Consider the following 18,371-nt stretch of genomic DNA (forward strand, 5'->3'; position numbering starts at 1 on the left):
CTCGTTGCTCCTTCCCCTGTCGAGTCGGCGGTTGCTTAGTGCCATTCTAGGCGGCTTTCGGCGGGAGCGGCAAGCAACAATAATCGAGGGCCGAACGATTTTCGCCGCGCCGGACGCAAAAGGCAGCCCGGGCCGTCGCCCGGGCTGCCTCGCATGGAAGCTGGTCCGCCAAACCGTTTTCCACCGCCATACGATTTTCACTCCGCCCTCCGTCTGGCAAGGTCTTCGCGGTATTCGCTCGGCGAGCAGCCGGCGACCCGGCGGAACACGCGGCTGAACGAGATCGCGTTCAAGTAGCCGACCCGGTCGGCGATCTCCTGCACCGAGAGAGACGTCTCCTCCAGCAGACGGCGGGCGTGCCCCATTCGGACGTCGATGAGGAAGTCGACAAATTTGCCGCCGGACTGTTCTTTGAACAGCTTGCTGATATATTTCGGACCGATGCCGAACTTGTCTCCCAAATATTCGAGCGACAGGTTCGGATCTTGATAGTGGTTCTCGATATATTTGCGCATTTCCCGAATGATCGCGGCATGCTGGCGCTTGTCCTGCTCCTCCTGCAGCTTGGCGGCCAGCTCGGTCAGAATACGTCCGCCCTCCTCCTTCATCCGCTCCAGCGAATGGCAGGCTCCGACGATTTCGTTAAGCCCCGGCAGGCCGTCCGTCTCCCAGATGTCCTGGAACTCCTTCGGCGTCGCCGCCATCTCGCGCTTCATATAATAGAGGAAATAGTTCATCAGATTGACGATCTCGTCCTTCGTCAGCAAGCCCTGCTTCATCTCGTCGAACCAGGCGTCGAACCGCCCTTTCCAATCGCCCTCCAGCAGCCGGTACGACTGCGCGATGGAGCGGATCGTGCTCAGGTGCGCGAACACCTCGACCTGGCCTTGGGTCGACGTCTGCCCGCAGTCGATAAGCCGGTTCTGGCCCAGCGTCATTTTGTACTTCAGCGCTTCGAGGGCGCTCTTGAACGATTGCGGAATATCGGAGAGCTGCTTGGCCGAAGTGCCGATGCCGATCGTCACCGTGAACTTGAGATGCTGCTCCGTCCAGCTCCGGACATGGTCGAGGAAGTCGAGCATCGCCTGCCTCTGTTCCTCGTCATCCCCTTGCTTCAGGAACGCCATCACGCTGAGCTGGAGCGCCGACGTCCATTCCGTCCACAGCTCGCAATCGTGCTTGGAGGCCATCTCCTGGATGACGCTGCGCAAGGAAAACTTCAACAGATTCTGGTCGCGGTGCGAATATTTGCGGCAAAATTCCGCGTAGTCGTCCATCTCCACGACGAACACGAGCTGCTCCCCCGAAGGCGCCGGAAGCTGAAGGCGGTCGGCCTCGTTCTTCCAACTGTCGAGCGTTAGCTCGGGATGGCCGTCGATCAGCCTGTGGAACAGGTTGCTCGTATGCAGATGACGATCCTCCTTGTGCTTGCGTTGATAGCGGTTGGACTGCTCAATAATATTTTCCAGCGCCGTCTCGATGAACGTGAACTCGTCGCCTCCCCCTTCCCGCGAAGCCCCGCCGGATACGGAGGCCGCATAGCCGCGGACGCGCGATGCGATCTGCTCCAGCGGCCTGGAGTTGCGCCTCGTCACGTAGACGAGCCAAATGAAGCTCAGCGCGATCATCAGCAGACCGACGACGAACCAGACGTTGTACAGGGACGAGACCAACTGCACGAGCCTTCCGTTGATCAGACCGCTCTCGTACGACCAGTCCGTATAGCTCGATATGTGCTCGGCGAACACTGTCGCCGTCTTCGCTTCCGGCTCCTCGCCCGGGAACAGGGGATTGCCCTCGGAGTCGCGAATGCGGATGAAGCTCGACTCGGGGTCGTAGAGACTCGACACCATGCTGCGCAGCGCGGTCGTCGACACGTTGACGACGATCATCCCCTTGTTGCTGGCGATGAACGGCACGCCTCGGACCAGACTGACGACGGGCTTGCCGTCCAGCAGGGAAAATTCCTTGAATTCCCGCGGTCCCGTCCATTTCTTCGCCAACGTGCCCCGATGCCGCTCGATAAACGGACGATCCTTGTAGTCGTCGAGATTGTCGCTCGTCGACGTGCTCAGCACGAATTCGTCCTCGAAGCGGTACAAGTAGATCGAATCAATGATCGGATACGACAGAATGAGCCCTTTCATCTGATCGACGGCGCTGATGTTCAAATACGCGTTGCTGCCCGATCGTCCGTCGAAGAAACCGGTCAGCTGCTTGTTGTAGATGATCTCCAGCATAATCGCGCTGTCGATCGCCTTCAGCGACGTATCGATTGAGCGCATCGCCTGAATTGAAAGCTGGTTGTTCGCATTGGCCGCCTGCTTGCGGTTCTGCTCGCTCAGCAGCTGAAAAAACACGAAGAACGAGAACGTCACCACGATCAGAAAAATCGGCATATAAGACAGCAGCAGCCGGACAAACCACGTTTTCCGCATAGACATCCCCATTCCACTTCGAATGTAAGCGCTTCACAAAGAGGTTGTTATGTTATTCGGCATTGGCCCCGCATTTTCCTACAACGGCGTATGTTACAATAACTGGACAAGAGTAGAGAAACCGAGGAGGGGAAGCTCATGGATAAAAAACCTTACGACGATCCCGAGACGGAAGATTGGGAATGGGAAGAGGACGAGGAGGAATCCGCGGAAGCTCAGCGGGCGGCCGCCGCCCGGCGCAGGAAGATCCGGAACGTCGTCGTCTCCCTGCTCGTGCTTGCCCTGCTCGGCAACGTGCTGGCGTTCTGGCCGCAAATCTACAACAGCACGACGCTGCCCTTCCTGTTCAAATCCAAGGAGCTGTCGACCCGCGAAAACGTGCAAAGCTACAAGGAAGCGGTCGTGCTCGTCAGCACGGATAAAGGAAAAGGAACCGGCTTTCATGTGGATGGGGGATACATCGTCACCAATCATCACGTGATCGAGGGAGGCGCGTATACCGCGGTTAAATTCCCGGGAAATGATCGGGCGTTCGAGGCCACGCTCGCCGGCTCCGATCCGGGACTCGACATTGCGGTGTTGCGGGTGGATACGGGCGAGTACGAGCAGCCCTCCATCGCCGTCGATCGAGAGTGGAAGCCCGGCGAGCACGTCTATATTATCGGCAACCCGCTCTATTTCACGCAAATCGTGAACGAAGGCAGCGTACTGGAGCTCGTACCGATCCGGGGACGGGACAAGCCCGCCCTGGCGATCGACGCGCCGGTGTTCAAGGGCAACAGCGGAAGCCCGGTCATCAACGGGGAGGGCAAGGCGATCGCCGTCATCTACGCTACGACGGAGCTGGCCGAGGAGAACGGCGCAAGCCGGACCGTCGGCCTGGCCGTGCCGCTCGCCGACCTGGGCGGTCTGCTGGACTCGATCGGCGATTGAGCGGCTTTGCGTCGAGACGGTCGACTAGTGTGCGGCGGTTGATGGACGTGTGCGGACGTTTGGGTGATACGTGGATTAGGGCGGTTGATGAGGCGTGTGCGGGCGTTTGGACGATGCGTGGATTCGGTCGGCTAATGAGGCGTGTACGGGCGTTGGGCGATGCGTGGATTCGGTCGGCTAACGAGGCGTGTACGGGTGTTTGGGCGATGCGTGGATAAGCTCGGCTACTGTGGTGCGTAGCCGAGCTTGCGGGAAACGTTCATGGCCGCCTCGCGAACTTGCGCGGAAATTTCCGGGAGCCGCTCGGCCTTGAACCGGTGCATCGCCCCGGACAGACTAATCGCCCCGACCGGCCTGCCGTCCGGGTCCAGCACCGCGGCGGCGACACAGCGCGCGCCTTCGACGATCTCCTCGTCATCCAGCGCGCAGCCCTGCTCGCGGATTCGCTGCAGCTCTTCGGCGAAGCGTTCCGGCGATTGGATCGTATTCGGGGTGAGCGGCTTTAGGCCGTATCTGCCGGCCAATCTGCGCGCCTCGTCGGCGGGAAGCTTGGCGGCGATCGCCTTGCCGATCGCCGTCGCGTGAAAGGGAGAGCGCGAGCCGATCGAATCGGTCATCCGCAGCGGATGGGTGCTCTCGATGATCTCCACGTACAGCACCTGGCCGTCCAGCAGCACGCCGAGATTCACCGTGTCGCCGTACTGCTCGGACAGCTTCTTCATCTCCGGCAGCGCCGCCGCGCGCAGCGAACTGCGTTCCAGCAAATTGCGCGTCAGCATCAACTGCTTGTAGCCGAGGCAGTACTTGCCGTCCTCGTCGCTGCGGCTGATGAACCCGCGGTTCTCCAGCGTCAGCACGATCCGGTACGTCGACGACTTCGGCTGCTCCAGCAGCTCGGTCAGCTCGATCAGGCTGAGCGTGCCGTGCTCGGCGAGCAGCTCAAGCAGATCGAGCGCCTTGTCGATCGACTGGATCGTATATCGTTCCGTTTTATCCGTGACATCCTGGTTCAAGACAATTGCCCCCTTAATGCCCCTGTATCTCTATGAATGCAGACCGGCCATAACCCGATCGATGGCGGCCAACGTTGCCCGCGTCTCGTCTTCTCCATGTACGGCCGAAACATACCACAATCCGCTGGGCCGAATCAAGACCCCTTCCTCCAGCATCCGTTCCGCGAACCTCGCGTATTTGGCCGCATCCCTTTTGTTGAACGCGTCGAAATCCTCCACTTTCTCTTCCCCGATAAACATCATATGGAAGACCGGACCGGCCTGATTGACCAGACCGGGGATTCCGTGCTTCGCGAGAAGCGAGCGGATGCCTTCAACCAACCGGTCGGCCGTCCTCTCCATCCGCCCGTAGGCGCCGCCTCCGTCTTTGGCCAGCTCGCGCAGCGTGGCGAGGGCTGCCGAAGTCGCTGCGGCGTTGCCGTTCAGCGTACCCAGATGGCCGACCGCGCCGTTCTCGATCAGCGCCATAATGTCCGCCTTGCCGGCTACGCCGCTGATCGCGATCCCCCCGCCCATCGCCTTGCCGATCGTCACCAGATCCGGCTTGAGGCCGAACTTGCCGTGCGCGCCGCTCAAACCTAATCTGAACCCGGTAATGACTTCGTCCAAAATCATGACGATGCCCAGCTCCGCGGTCAGCTCGCGCATTTTCTCCAAATAGCCCGGCTTCGGACGAATGCATCCGTTGTTGCACATGATCGGCTCCGAGATGACGGCGGCGATCTCGTCCTTGCGCTCGCGCAGCGTCCGCTCCAGCGCATCGAAGTCGTTCCAGGGAAGAAGCACGACGTCCTGTAAGCTGAGCTCGCTCTGCCCTCCCGTTCCGGGCGGCACGCCTCCCGCTGCGGCTGCGGCGGCGGCCTGCTTCATATCCGGACTCGGGAAAGAAGTGAAGATCGCGTCGGACCAGCCGTGGAAGTGACCGTGGAAGCGGACGACCTTCTGCCGCCCGGTATACGCTCGGGAGAGGCGCAGTGCCAGCATGACCGCTTCCGTGCCGGAGCCGCTCAGCGCCACCCGGTCGGCACACGGGAGCGCTTCGACGAGCAGCTTGGCGAGCTCGATCTCGCCGGTGTGCTGCAACCCGAACGTCGCGCCGCGCTTAAGCGCCTCGCCTACCCCTTCGGCCAGCGACGGATGGGCATGGCCGAGAATGAGCGGTCCGTACGCCAGCAAATAATCGATATACTCGTTGCCGTCCTCGTCCCGGACGCGCGGACCGCTGCCCGATACGGCGAACAAAGGCGTCGGCTTCATCGCCGCCCGAAGAGACGACGCAACGCCTCCGGCCAAATAAAGCTTCGACTCGGCAAGCAACTGACGAGACCTATCCGTTTGAATAGACATGAACGATTCCTCCCCCTATTTCGTACGCTTCGTTGTCTGTATCGGCCTTGCCCAAGCTGCCCCCGCTCTTGTTGCCGAAATCCAGCGGATAAATCGGCCTGCGGACGCTGCGGTACTCGAAATGCGCAAGGTTTGCGCTGCAGCATCCGGGCGAATCGACGTGAATGGCCCTTTTCGCGAATGGGCCGAAAGCGGTCTGCCAAGCGATCGCCGACTTGGCGACAAGGATATGGAAATCGTCCGGGTGCAGGCCAACGCTGCGAATGTGACCCAAATCCCAGGGCGCGACCCGCTTCTCCGTCAGCACGATCGTCAGCCGCCCGCATTCAAGCACAGCGGTGCGGCCCATGTCGGCCTGCTGGCCGGTCATGTAAGGCCCGATGTGGCGATACCTACCGTCGAACAGAAGCCTTACCGTTCCCGCTACCTCCACAGGACTGCCGTGAAGATCGTCGCTCTTCCCGCCGACCGCGCCTCTGAACGCCGCTCCGACTCCCGCTTCGTACGCGCGGCCGACCGCCTCTTCGTCGCGGATGACAATCAGCGCCTTGCGCGGAACGTTCGTCAGCCGCGCCAGCAGATGGGTGGCGTCGCCCGGCGCGCCGCCGCCGACGTTGTCCGAGCCCTCGGCCAGCACGATCGGTCCCTCCGGCTCGGCCAGCGCCGCCTCAATCGCATCCCGCGGCGGCAGATGACGCAGCGCGAATTCGTCCTTCAGGCGGACGGCCAGTTCGGCCAATTCCGCCGCGCAGCGCTTCGCCAGTCCGGGATCGCCGTCCGTCGTCACGACGAACGCCATCCCCGCGTCCGGCACATCGCTGTAAGGGAATCCTCCAGCCACAGTAACGTTCAGCACGCCGGGAGCGCCCTCCAGTTCGAACGCCCTGTCCATCAGCCGCTTCATGGCGCCTTCTTCCGTCATCATCGCCTGCGGCACGACGAGCATTCCGCTATGCGCATAGGCTCGCACTGGGGAAATCTCTCCGCGAATCCTGCGGACGAGCAGTCCGAACGCCTCCACGGCCCGCTCGTGCATATCGATGTGCGGATACGTGTCGTAACCGACGATCATGTCGGCCAGGCGCGCCATCTCCGGACTGATGTTGCCGTGCAGATCGATCGTCATGGCAATCGGATAATCGTCGCCAAGCCTTGCCCTCAGCCTTGCCAGACACTCGCCCTCGAAATCCGCGTACTGCTCCGACGCCATCGCCCCGTGCATAATCAGCACAAGCCCATCCGCGCCGGGATCGATCGAAGCCGCGACGTCCCCGATCAGCGCCTCGGCCGCCGCCGACTCGACCATCCCGCTCGGCGTAGCCGCCGTATACAGCCCGGGCGCAAGCGTCGCCCCGTGCTCCCGGGCCGCGTCGATGACGCCGCCCATCGAGGTGCGCGTCCCCCCGTACCGCAGACGGAACGCCTCCTCGCCAACGACTCGTTCGCCCGCAAAATTCGCGAGTCCCGTCCGTCCTGGGGCGAACGTATTCGTTTCATGATAAATCCCCGCCACGGCAATCCGCAGAGCCATTTCTCCCCACTCCCCGGCCACATTCATGTCTCCCACTTGGTTTTATTCATTAAAACCAATGTTTCATTATAGTGAACATATCATAGCCTCCATCCGCTTGTAAATGCTCATTTAACAAAAAAGCGGTCGACCATTGGAGAGTATCTACTCGCCGTGGACGCGGCCTATCCGATGTTTAATCTCCCATGGATAGAAAAACGCTCCGCAAGTCGAGCTTACGGAGCGATCGATTCGTCAAGTATTCGATTAAGCGCGGGCTGAAGACGGTCCGCAATCGTCTGGAACCCGAGGTCGGTCGGATGGACGCCGTCGACCGTATAATCGGCCTCCCGCTCTCCCAGCAGCTCCTCGCCGTCCTGAAAGTAAATCCGGTCGTCACCTTGCGCGCGCAGCAGCCGCACCGTCTCCGACGCGAACGCTCTAAGCTCCATCCTCTCGCGAAAATGCTCCGGCTTCTCGCCCTCGAACCCGTAGCGGATTTTGGATACGACCAGCACGGGAACCCGCGCATGCCGCTCTCGATAAATCCGGATAAACTCGGGAAGCGCAGCCTTGTACTCCGCAATAGAAACGTTGGCCTCGTAATCGAGCACGAGCAGCCCCGGGTTGTCGATCTCGGCGATCAGACGGGCAAGCTCCGACTCCCCTTTGCCGTTGCCGGAAAAACCGAGATTAATGAACTCGTACGGAAGCCTGCGGCTCAAAATGTTCGGATAAGCCATGCCCGGCCTGGAGGCGCAGCCTCCCTGGGTAATCGAGGTGCCATAGCAGATGATCCGCTTGTTCAACCGATAGGCGGAAGGGACGATCGCTTCCGCATCGGGATCGAGGCCGATCCAAACCTCTTCCACGCCTTGGTAGAGAGGAAAATGAATCGCCACGCTGCGCATCCGCCGATCAAGCCCTTCGTAAAGAATGCTCTCATACTCCCTCTGCGACGGGTCGAAAGAGGCGACGGAAATGAACGTCCGGCTTCCGAACTCTCCTGTATAGCAGTCGAAGCCGTTCTGGCCGGTCGCCGGCATATGGTACATATTGGCCGGTCCGGCAAGCCGGGTGCGGATGGAGAGCCGGGTCGAGTCCGTCCGGAAATGGATTTGGCCGCCGGCCGTGCAGTCCGCCAGCAGATCGACCGCCTCGCGAAGCGGCAGCCGGGAGTCGCCGGGCAACCGACGATACCTTCTCTCCTCCCCGAACCATGCAAATCCGGTCACCTCGAACGGTTGCTGCAGTGGAGACAACCAGCGCAATCGATCCGAACTTTGCTCCTTCAGGCTCATGTTGGGGTCCAGCCGAATCGCGTCGATCGGATGATCGGGCACGCCCATCCGTGATCACCTGCTCCATGTTTATTTTTGCGGAACGCGAGCAGCCGGCCGAAGCTTGGACGTCAAGTCCGTAAGCGCGTCGATAACGCGGACAACCCGCTGCCTTACTCCGGCATCCGTCGGAGAGCCGTCGGCTCCGAACTGCCGCGCGCTTCCGCCGAGGGACAGCCATTCGGGACTGTTGATGCCGTGCAGGTTGCGAACGATCGCTTGCAGCTGCGTCAGCGAGCTGACGCCGACCGCCCCGCCGGACGAGCTGACGGACAGCACCGCCTTGCCCCCGACTTCGTTCGAACCTAAATAATCAAGCGCGTTCTTGAGCACGCCGGAGATCGATCCGTGGTACTCCGGGGTCCCCAGAACGATGGCGTCCGCTTCCGCCACGGCGCGGATCATGAAGGATGCGCGCTCGTCCGGCGTCTCGTCGTCCGGGCAATAGAGCGGCACCGGTTTGTCGTAAAGGTCCACGAACGTCGTTTCGACGTTTTTGCTTCTGAACACGTCCTCCATATGTTTCAACAAGAGCGTGCTCGTCGCGTTTTTTCTGTTGCTTCCTGCGATCAGTACGATTTTCATCCTGCATCCATCCTTATTCTGCGATTTGGAAGTTCTTGCTTACAGATTACCATTCGCAAGAGCGTCGCAAATCGGCTGATCGTAGCTTGGCGCGTCCTTAATCCGTCGTACGACTTTAGTCGTAGATTCGTCGATTAGATCGGGTCAGATCAGATCATGCCAAGCCGTTCTTGACGGCGAACAGCGCAGCCTGGGTGCGGTCGGCCAGCCCCAGCTTGGACAAGATGTTGCTGACGTGCGTCTTGACCGTTTTCTCGGAAATGCCGCAAGCGGCGGCGATCTCCTTGTTGGACTGCCCCTGGGCGATCAAGCCCAGCACCTCCGCCTCCCGCTCGGTCAGCTTGTCGGGCATGGCAGCCGAAGGAGAAGCCGGCGCGGCGACATGGGACATCAACTGGACGGCCGCGTTCGGATCCAACTGCGGCACTCCTTGGGCCGCTTGGCGAATCGCCTCGGCGATCCGCTCGGGGTCCGTGTCCTTCAGCAAATATCCGTTTGCCCCCGCCCGGATGGCGGATACGACGTAATCCTTCTCGGAGAACGTCGTGAGCACCAGTACGGTCATCCCCGGATGCTCGCCGCGGATTTGCTCCGTCGCTTCGATTCCGTTCATGACGGGCATGATCAGATCCATCAGCACGACGTCGGGATTCAGTTCCCGCGCCAAAGCTATCGCTTCCCGGCCGTTGGCGGCCTCCCCCACAACCTCCAGATCGGGCTGCAAATTCAGAAAATATTTCAGCCCTTGGCGCACGATCGCATGATCGTCCGCCAAAAGCACGCGCCGCTTGGAGCCGGACATCGCGCTTGCCCCCCTTTCTTCTTCATTATATGGGAAGCCTGACGATTACCTTCGTCCCTTGACCGGGTCTGCTCTTGATCGTCACCGTTCCTCCCACGGACTCCGCTCTTTCCTTCATGGTCAGCATGCCGTATTTCAACGGGCTTGTCGACTCGCCCGCTTCCATTCCCGGGCCGTCGTCCGAAATCGTCATGCACGCTTCCCATTCGTTGTTGGACAGCTCGATCGAAGCCGCGGACGTGCCGGAATGCTTGCTCACATTGTTCAGCGCCTCCTGTCCGATGCGCCAGAATACGTTCTGCAATCGTTCCGGCAGCTCCTGGAACTCTCCGCAGCGATAAGACACGCGCAGTCCGATCTGTTCGCCGTACCGCTGCAAACCGGTGAGGAGACCCTCCTCGATCCCCGCCGGTCTGAGCTGACGGATCATTGACCGCATCTCTCCGATCGCCGATTGCGACAATCGTTGAATCTGCTCCAAAGCCTCCCGCGTCCCTTCGGAAGCGTCGGGAAGCGCTTGAGTCAACCCGCGGGCATTCAAGCTTAAAGAGAACAGCATCTGGGAGACCGAATCGTGAAGGTCCCTGGCGATGCGGTTGCGCTCTTCCCAGCGGGTCAGCTCACGGCTCTTCTCGTTCAGCCACATCGTCTCCAGCGTGAGCGCGATGTGCGCGGCCAGCGCCTCCAGCGCCCCCGCGTCGATCTCGTCGAATGCGTCGTATTCCGGACTGCCGGACGCCAGAACTCCCCATACCCTGCTTTTCAGCAAAATGGGCACCGCCGCTCCGCTTCGCCATTTTCCCCCGAACCGTCTGCCGGATTGCGACATATCGCCCCACATCATCGGCCGATGATGGTCGAGCACGCCCCGGATCGCTTCCTCGGGTACGACTTCCGGTCTTCCTTTATCCTCTCCGACTGCCCCTTCGCCCGCGTATACCGCGCCGCGCTTAAGGACGGAAGCTTCGTCGATATACAAAACAAGACCAGGCCACCCCATCCGCTCGCCGGACAACCGGATCATTTCCTCGATCGAGTCCTCCGCCGGCTGCATCGCCGCGAACTTCCGGGAGACCTCCCCCAGCCTGGTGAACAGATCCGCCCTTTTCCGCTCCTTGCCGAACAGGCGAATCCGGTGCAAAGCCGTCCCGATCTGATAAGCGATCCCCTGCAGCAGCTCAAGCTCCTCGTCAGTAAAACGGACCTTGCCGGGCGAAGCGACGTTGAGAATGCCGAACAGCTCTTCGCCGCTTCTTAACGGAATGGAAGCGTGATGGGTGATGCCGGCGGTATCCCCGCGGCGCAGGCGGATCGAGTCCTCGATTCGCTTGCAATTAAGTATGTTCACGGCCTGCCTCAGGCGCCCGTCGCGAAACTTTTCCACGCACCAGCAGGTTCCGCTTCTCATCGGTTTCCGGTCCTGAACGAGCAGCGCCGGAGGCAGATTGGCGTCCGCCGCGAACCGGTAGCGCCTCGCTTCCGGCTTCATCAGGAAAATCCAGCCCGTCTCCAGCCCCGTCAATTCCAGCAGCTTTCTCAACACGATGTCCAGCATAGGTTCCATCTCGTACGCGCCGTTAATCGTCTCCGCGATTCCTCTCAGCAGCTCAAGCCTCCGAATCGGAGTATGCTCCACATCGATCTCTCCTAGATTAAGACTACTTGCAGTATTCGCGAAAAGAGCGGGTTAATCCTCCCGGACATGCGAAAACGCCTCCCCGGACAAGTCCGGGAAGGCGCGAAACCGTTAGCGGCAAACGTTCAATAACCGAGCGCTTTGCGGGCTGCCGCCCATTTTTTGTTCAGCGCGTCGTAGGCGGCTTGCAAGTCTTTGGCGACGATCAGCTCTTGAATATACTTGCCTCCGAAGAAGTCGATCTCCGCTTTGTTGGCGATTTCGTTGAATTTCGGATCTCCGGCGACCTCCTCGAGGAAATTCGGATTGTGCGATTTGAATTCGGCCAGCTGCGGCACTTCCGGAACCGCGTTTTTGTCGACGGGCATGAAGCCGTTGGAGCCGACGTAGCCGGATTCCTTCACGAAAAACTCGATGTATTTGAATGCGAGCTCCTTGTTTTTGCTGTTTTTGCTGACTCCGATAAAATAGTCCGGACCGAGCGGCGCGTTAAGCTTGCCGCTGTTGTCGTACGGGAAAGGGAAGAAGCCGATGTCCTCGGACGCCGCTCCCGCTCCGATGACTTGCGGGATCGCCCAGTTGCCGAGGAAGTACATCGCGGCTTTGCCGGACGCCACCTCGCCTTTGGACATCTCCCAATTGTTCGTCGCGAGGTCTTTTTCCACCCAGCCTTCCTGCACGAACTTGCGCGCGATGTTCATCAATTGTCCCCAAGGACCGTCGATCGCGAACACTTCGTCTTTCGTCACGAACTGATCGAAGTAGAGCATGTCGCCGGCCACATATTTGACCGAGCCTTCCGCCCAGCTGCCGATCGGCCATTGCGCCCCGTAGTTCATGTACAGCGGGATGATGCCAGCGTCTTCGAGCTTCTGCGCCGCCGCGTAGAACTCGTCGAGTGTTGTCGGCGCTTTGTCGACGCCGGCTTGCGCGAACGCCGTTTTGTTATAGATGATACCCTGCGTGTTGACGCCTGTCGCAAGACCGTACCGCTTGCCTTCGTGCGCCTTCAAGTCCGCGAAATACATATCCTGCGTCAGTTCGTCCGGCAGCGGCTCGTAGTAGTTGGCCAATTCGCTGTTCGGCAGCGAGGCGTCGAGCATGTTCACGTCCCCGGCTTCTCCCGTCGTCAGGCGCACCTTGATGTCCTGCGCGTAGTTCGTCATCGCCTCGTATTCGATTTCCGCTTTCGGATACTTTTCCTTGAACTTCTCGGCGTACCGATCGAGCGTTCCGTCATTCAGCAAGTCGGTGCGATGGGTCAGCACTTTGAGTTTGCCGCCCAGCTCCTCCGCCGCTTGGCTCGGGCTGGCTTCGGCGCTCTTGCTCGGACTGGCGCTCGGAGAAGCCTGCGTCTCCGAATTGCCGCTTCCGCCGCCGCACGCGGCAAGAAGACCGGCTGCCAGAACGAACGTCAACCCCGTCGGGATCGCTTTTTTCATCTTCATCTTTCGTTCTACCCCCACTCGAAATGGTTTTGCGGCGGTCCGGTCCGGCTAAGGTCGTCCGGTCCGCGGTGTTATCGCTTACATTTCCTAATTATAAGCACTTTCCACTCAATGGAAATGTACTCTATTTGCTTTTATTGTCGCACTTTATGCTAACAAATGACTAAAATAGGGTGACAAATGAGGATGGGGGACACATGCTCGTGGGGCGGGCTTATTGGGTGAGCCTGCGGGGCGGCGGGGGCAATACGCACGCGGGACGGGCTTATTGGGCGAGCCTGCGGGGCTGCGGGGGCAATACGCACGTGGAACGGGCTTATTGTGAGAGCCTGCGGGGAGACGGGGGCAATACGCACGTGGGACGCGCTTATTGCGCGAGTCTGCGGGGAGACGGGGGCAATACGCACGTGAGACGAGCTTATTGCGAGAGTCTGCGGGGCGGCGGGGGCAATACACACGCGGGACGCGCTTATTGCGCGAGCCTGCGGGGCGGCGGCGGCAACATGCACGTGAGACGAGCTTATTGCGAGAGTCTGCGGGGCTTTTGGGTCTCTAACATCTTCAGACGAGAAAGCCCCCTCCATCGGACGAGGTCCGGGAAGGGGCTCTGCGAGGAAGCGATGATGAATCAGCGATTCAGAAACGCGTATTCCGGGCGCTTCATCAGCTCCAGATTGCGTTCGATCAGCTCGGAGCGCTGCTCGACGCAAGCGCGGGAGCGAAGCGGATCGGAAGGCGTGTTCACGCAATAGTCGACGAGTTGTTCGACCGACGTCTCCGCGACGTGGCAGCGAGTGTCGGAGGACGCGTAATAAATGTAGACTTTGCCGTCGTCGTCGGCAATGACGCCGTTGCAGAAGATGACGTTCGACACGTCGCCGACGCGTTCGATTCCTTCCGGAGCGATCAGATGTCCGCCCGGCGCGTAAGTGACTTTGTCCGGCGCCGCCAGATCCGTCATGAACGCGTAGACGACATAGCGCAGTCCGGCCGCCGTATTGCGCACGCCGTGGGCGATGTGCAGCCAGCCCCGATCCGTTCTGATCGGCGCCGGTCCTTGCCCGTTCTTCACTTCCTTGATCGTATGGTACGCTTTCGCGTCGACAATCGTCTCGCGGTCGATGACCGCCGGATTCATGCTATCGGACAACCCCCAGCCGATGCCCCCGCCGGCGCCCGTATCGATGAAGCCGTCCTGCGGCCGCGTATAGAATGCGTATTTGCCGTTCACGAACTCCGGATGAAGCACGACGTTGCGCTGCTGCGGGGACGGCGTCTTCAGGTCGGGCAGCCGCTCCCACGACTCCAGATCCTTCGTGCGAACGATGCCGCCCTGCGCGACCGCGCTCGACGTGTCGCCCTTCGGAGCGTCCGGATCTTTGCGCTCGGTGCAGAACAGGCCGTAGATCCAGCCGTCTTCATGCTGCACGAGCCGCATGTCGTACACGTTGATGTCCGGATCTTCCGTCTCCGGAAGCAGCACCGGGTATTCCCGGAACCGGAAGCCCCCCGTCGGCCGGTCGCTCTCCGCGACGGCGAAAAACGATTTGCGGTCGGCGCCTTCCACCCGCGCCATCAGCACGTACTTGCCGTTCAGCTTGATCGCGCCCGGATTAAAAGCGGCGTTGACGCCGAGACGCTCCAGCAGCAGTGGATTCGTCTCCGGATTCAGATCGTATCGCCAATGGATCGGCGCGTGCGCCGCCGTCAGCACCGGCAGCTCGTACCTCGCATAGACGCCGTTGCTAGCTGCGGGGCGGTTCTCTTGATGAATCAGCGCTTCGTATTCGGCTGCCGTCTCTTTCAACTTGGACATAAATTCGCTCATGATACCGATTCCCTTCTATTATGAGGATTGCGATTTCTTCAAGCGATTAAAGCACGCGCTCCAACCGCTCCAACGCTTCCATGCAGGCTCGGGCGTTGTGGTACGGACATTTCCAAGGACCGGCTTTGTCGTGACCCGGCACCGGCTCGCCCGTCCGCATTACCTGCCAATGCCATTCGCCATGCTCGCCGTCCCGGATAAAGCCGCGAATGAACGCCCAGCTCGCTTTCGCCGCATCGAGATACTTCTGTTCTCCCGACAACTGACAGGCGTTCAGGAATCCGACCATCGCTTCGGCTTGCGGCCACCAGTCCTTCGAGTCGTCGAGACGTCCGTCTCCGTGCAGTTCGTTAAACACGCCTCCGTCTTGATCCACGCCTTGCTCCAGCGTTGCCCGCGCCATTTCGAGCGCTTCCCGCCGAACCCGCTCCGTTCGCAGCGAATCGCCGAGCACGTCCGCGGCTTCGCACAGCAGCCAGCTTCCTTCGATGTCGTGCCCGTACGAGACGTCTCCCGACTTCGACACCCACTCATCGTCGAAAAAGAGCCGGAAATGGTGCGTACCCTTATCCACGATTTTGTCCAGATGAACGTCGATCAGCTCCGCCAGCTTGACCCGCAGCCCTTCCGGCTTCCATACCCGGTACAGGTTCGTGTACGCTTCCAGCACGTGCAGATGCGTGTTCATCGACTTGCGCTCGTTCAAGTCCTTGCCGCTGAGCGACAGGTCGGCCGTCTCCGTCCAATCCCGCGCGAGCGCTTCGACATAGCCGAGGCGAACCGGATCGTAGGCATGCTTCTCCAGCAGCCGGTACAGCTCTTCGGCCCGCACGAGCGCTTTGTCCGCGCCGGTCGCCCGATAGTACTCGGCTAATGCGTAGATCGCGAACGCCTGGCCGTACACCTGCTTCTTGTCCTGCGTCGGCGAGCCGCTGGCGTCGATCATCCAGAACAGGCCGCCGTGCAGCGGATCGGCGAACCGTTCCAGCGCCTCGTATGCGCGGTCCGCCATCTCCAGATAAACCGACTCCCCGTATATCCGGTAAGCCGACGCGAACGTCCATAGAATGCGCGCGTTCAGCACGAGCCCTTTGTCCGCATCGGCGACGATCGTCATGTCGTCGCGAATCTCGCCGACGAAGCCGCCGTGCTTGTCGTCTTGGGCGTGACGGATCCAGAATCCGAGAATATTGCTCTTCAACTCCTGCTCCAGCTCCGACCGCCACCGTTCGCGCTCCGCGGCTAGCTCCGCCTGATCCTCGCGAAGCGACTCGTTCGAATAATAATCCCGCACGATCGCTTCCGCCGGCTTGCCGTACATGCAGTAGTCGTCGTTGCCGTAAGCGTCCGACGCGTCATACAGCTTGGCCGGCCAATCCCACAGCATGAAGCCCTGCACCCACGGGCGCTGACGGCATGCGGAGAACATCGCTTCGTAATAACGCGCCTGCTCTTCCCCGGACGGAGCGCCGGGCAGCGACCAATCGTTCGGCTTCAAGCTGGAGCCGACGCGGCTCGGACAGCCCGCCTCCATGAAGAAAAACGGCTTGCCGTGCTTGCGGACGACCGCCTCGATCCGGTCCAACTGCGCTTCCCATTCGCCGACCGGATAGTAGCCGCTGGAGGAGATGACGTCGACCGCGTCCCACCACGCCAGCCGATCCTCCTGGTACTTATCGCAGTTGTACGTGACGATGCCGCTGTACAGGGCGCGCACGTCGGCAATCAGCTTCCGCCACTGCGCTTCCCTCGCGTCGGCCTGCACCATTTCGCAGCCGACGCACAGCATTTCGCAGCCCTCTTCCTCGGCTATTCGCGCATAATGCGCGATAAACGCGCCGTACGACGCGAACCACTCGGCCCAGCTCGGCTCCCCCGGCACCTCGTCGGCGAAAAAACCGATATGCGCGCGCCAGGTTCCGTCCGCGCAGTTGACGACCGGCTTCAAGCAGACTTTGAGCCCCAGCGCCTTGGCTCTCCGGATGGCGGCGCGCACCTCGTCGTCCGTAACGGTAGGCTCGTCGCGGAAATGGATCTCCGTCGACTGTGCCGTATCTTGAAGCGCGCCCAGCGCAAGGGCAACCCAGCTTACTCCGAGCTCCTTCATCCGTTCCATCGAGAACTCGGCTTCCGGTCCCGTCCATGTCCCGCGCACGCCCGTCCAGCCCCAGGTCATTCCGTTGATCGTCTCGTTCCAGGCGGACATTCGATCGGCTCCTCCTTTGTTAGGCAATTTTAATTTGTTAGCTAATTGTTTCTTTATTTATAATAACAAAACAATAAATTTAGATCAATTGCCGCATAAAAAATAACCTTGGAAGACGCAAACCAACCAAGGTTATCCACATTACGATTCACCGCTCGTTTCATCATTCCATTCGCGACACCGGAGCAAGCCCAGTCGACTGGCGCAGCACGAAATCTCCCGACAGCAGTATTTTTTCCTTCGGCCCGTCCGGGTGATCGATCCGCCACAGCAAAGTGTCCACCGCCCGCCGGCCGAGCGCTTCCTTGTTGACATGGACCGTGCTCAGAGACGGATCGGACAGCGCAGCTTCCTCGATGTTGTCGAAACCCGCCACCGAGCAGTCGTCCGGCACGCGAACGCCCGCTTTCGCCAGCGCGGTCATGACACAGAAAGCGAGGGAATCGTTGGCGCAGACGAACGCCGTCGGCAGCGAACCGGAAACCTTCATCTCCGCCGCGATAACGCCCAAGCGCTCCGTCAGCTCCGTCCGATTCTCTCCTTCCAGCTCCAGCAATGCCGGATTCTGATGAAGCGGCACGCCTTGCTCCTCCAGCATCGAGCGGAACCCGAGCCATCGATCGAAGAAGCTGCGGGCGTAACGAACGCTGCCGACGAACTGGAAGGAACGATGCCCGTTGCCGAGCAAATAATTCGTCAGCCTGCGCTCGCATTCGTAGTTGTTCATGAACAGGGCATCCGAAGGGATAAGCGCGTCCTCATGGTCGACGAGCACGAACGGAATGCCCAAATTGCGAACCTCGAGCAGCAGTTGGTTGGAGATCAGCCCGACGCCGACCAGGCCGAGCACACCGTCCGGATTGATCAGCTTCGCGAAGTTGTCGGTAATATGTTCGGTGACGATCATCATTCCGAGCCGCCGCTCCTCCAGCGCGCCCGCAATGCCGTCGATAATTCTGCCCCAATACAGCGACTGGCGGTTTTGCTCCCGTACGTTAGGGATGAGCACGATAACCGTATCTTTGTCTCCGGTCCGTTCCGCCTTGTCCGACTGCGCCTTCAGAGCGGCCGTCTTGGCCCGCTTCTGCGAGAAGTAGCCGAGCTGCGTCGCCGCCTGGATGATTTTTTCCCGCGTATCCCGGCTGACTCCGGACTTCCCGGACAGCGCCTTGGACACGGCGAACTTCGATACGCCGATATGATCGGCGATTTGCTGCATCGTGACTTTGCTGGACATCCGTTTGTTCACATCGCTTTCGACCGTTAGGCATAGATAACAAATTCA

Annotated in this window: 13 protein-coding genes and 1 pseudogene; 1 reads left to right on the forward strand and 13 read right to left on the reverse strand. The window is 60.5% G+C overall.

The genetic code is table 11. The features are described from left to right. Positions 1 to 197 precede the first annotated feature (197 nt). Complete coding sequence (locus tag B0G52_RS23895) at positions 198 to 2,444, reverse strand: helix-turn-helix domain-containing protein (RefSeq protein ID WP_233162987.1); 2,247 nt, start codon at positions 2,442 to 2,444, stop codon at positions 198 to 200. Positions 2,445 to 2,576: 132 nt separating this feature from the next. On the opposite strand from B0G52_RS23895, the gene B0G52_RS23900 reads away from it, so the two are divergent. Continuing rightward, the gene (locus B0G52_RS23900) at positions 2,577 to 3,371 is read left to right on the forward strand and encodes a S1 family peptidase (protein ID WP_094047922.1); all 795 of its coding nucleotides are present in this window, start codon (positions 2,577 to 2,579) and stop codon (positions 3,369 to 3,371) included. Between the two features lie 224 nt (positions 3,372 to 3,595). Here the strand turns inward: B0G52_RS23900 and B0G52_RS23905 are convergent, their stop codons facing one another. From B0G52_RS23905 to B0G52_RS23955, 12 genes and pseudogenes are all read right to left on the reverse strand, one after another. Further along, complete coding sequence (locus tag B0G52_RS23905) at positions 3,596 to 4,384, reverse strand: IclR family transcriptional regulator (protein WP_094047924.1); 789 nt, start codon at positions 4,382 to 4,384, stop codon at positions 3,596 to 3,598. Positions 4,385 to 4,414: 30 nt separating this feature from the next. Beyond that, positions 4,415 to 5,731 carry an aspartate aminotransferase family protein gene (locus tag B0G52_RS23910; RefSeq protein ID WP_094047926.1) on the reverse strand — a complete coding sequence of 439 codons (1,317 nt, stop codon included), beginning with the start codon at positions 5,729 to 5,731 and terminating at the stop codon, positions 4,415 to 4,417. Beyond that, a complete protein-coding gene (locus tag B0G52_RS23915) occupies positions 5,712 to 7,289 on the reverse strand; it encodes a M81 family metallopeptidase (protein ID WP_233162989.1) in 1,578 nt (525 codons plus the stop codon). The genes B0G52_RS23910 and B0G52_RS23915 overlap by 20 nt, the downstream gene beginning before the upstream one ends. A 188-nt stretch (positions 7,290 to 7,477) precedes the next feature. After that, on the reverse strand, positions 7,478 to 8,590 hold the full coding sequence (locus B0G52_RS23920; protein WP_094047928.1) for an SGNH/GDSL hydrolase family protein: 1,113 nt from the start codon (positions 8,588 to 8,590) through the stop codon (positions 7,478 to 7,480). A gap of 21 nt (positions 8,591 to 8,611) precedes the next feature. Beyond that, positions 8,612 to 9,166 carry an NADPH-dependent FMN reductase gene (locus tag B0G52_RS23925; protein WP_094047930.1) on the reverse strand — a complete coding sequence of 185 codons (555 nt, stop codon included), beginning with the start codon at positions 9,164 to 9,166 and terminating at the stop codon, positions 8,612 to 8,614. A 154-nt stretch (positions 9,167 to 9,320) separates the two neighbouring features. After that, the gene (locus B0G52_RS23930; protein ID WP_094047932.1) at positions 9,321 to 9,968 is read right to left on the reverse strand and encodes a response regulator; all 648 of its coding nucleotides are present in this window, start codon (positions 9,966 to 9,968) and stop codon (positions 9,321 to 9,323) included. Positions 9,969 to 9,993: 25 nt separating this feature from the next. Then, positions 9,994 to 11,604, reverse strand: a complete 1,611-nt coding sequence (locus B0G52_RS23935; RefSeq protein WP_094047934.1) for a GAF domain-containing sensor histidine kinase — start codon at positions 11,602 to 11,604, stop codon at positions 9,994 to 9,996. Between the two features lie 125 nt (positions 11,605 to 11,729). Further along, the gene (locus tag B0G52_RS23940; protein WP_233162991.1) at positions 11,730 to 13,052 is read right to left on the reverse strand and encodes an ABC transporter substrate-binding protein; all 1,323 of its coding nucleotides are present in this window, start codon (positions 13,050 to 13,052) and stop codon (positions 11,730 to 11,732) included. A gap of 628 nt (positions 13,053 to 13,680) precedes the next feature. Next, the gene (locus B0G52_RS23945) at positions 13,681 to 14,880 is read right to left on the reverse strand and encodes a glycoside hydrolase family 130 protein (protein ID WP_094047936.1); all 1,200 of its coding nucleotides are present in this window, start codon (positions 14,878 to 14,880) and stop codon (positions 13,681 to 13,683) included. 46 nt (positions 14,881 to 14,926) lie between these two features. Next, positions 14,927 to 16,174: an AGE family epimerase/isomerase gene (locus B0G52_RS23950; protein WP_369827119.1), complete on the reverse strand. Its 1,248-nt coding sequence runs from the start codon at positions 16,172 to 16,174 to the stop codon at positions 14,927 to 14,929. Next, positions 16,157 to 17,086 (reverse strand): annotated as a pseudogene (locus B0G52_RS36290) (glycoside hydrolase family 113); the annotation flags it as partial. The pseudogene B0G52_RS36290 and the gene B0G52_RS23950, both read right to left, overlap by 18 nt. A gap of 163 nt (positions 17,087 to 17,249) precedes the next feature. Next, positions 17,250 to 18,323, reverse strand: a complete 1,074-nt coding sequence (locus tag B0G52_RS23955) for a LacI family DNA-binding transcriptional regulator (RefSeq protein ID WP_094047938.1) — start codon at positions 18,321 to 18,323, stop codon at positions 17,250 to 17,252. Between the last annotated feature and the right edge of the window lie 48 nt (positions 18,324 to 18,371).

This window comes from Cohnella sp. SGD-V74 (genome assembly GCF_003001675.1).
Classification (GTDB): domain Bacteria; phylum Bacillota; class Bacilli; order Paenibacillales; family Paenibacillaceae; genus Cohnella.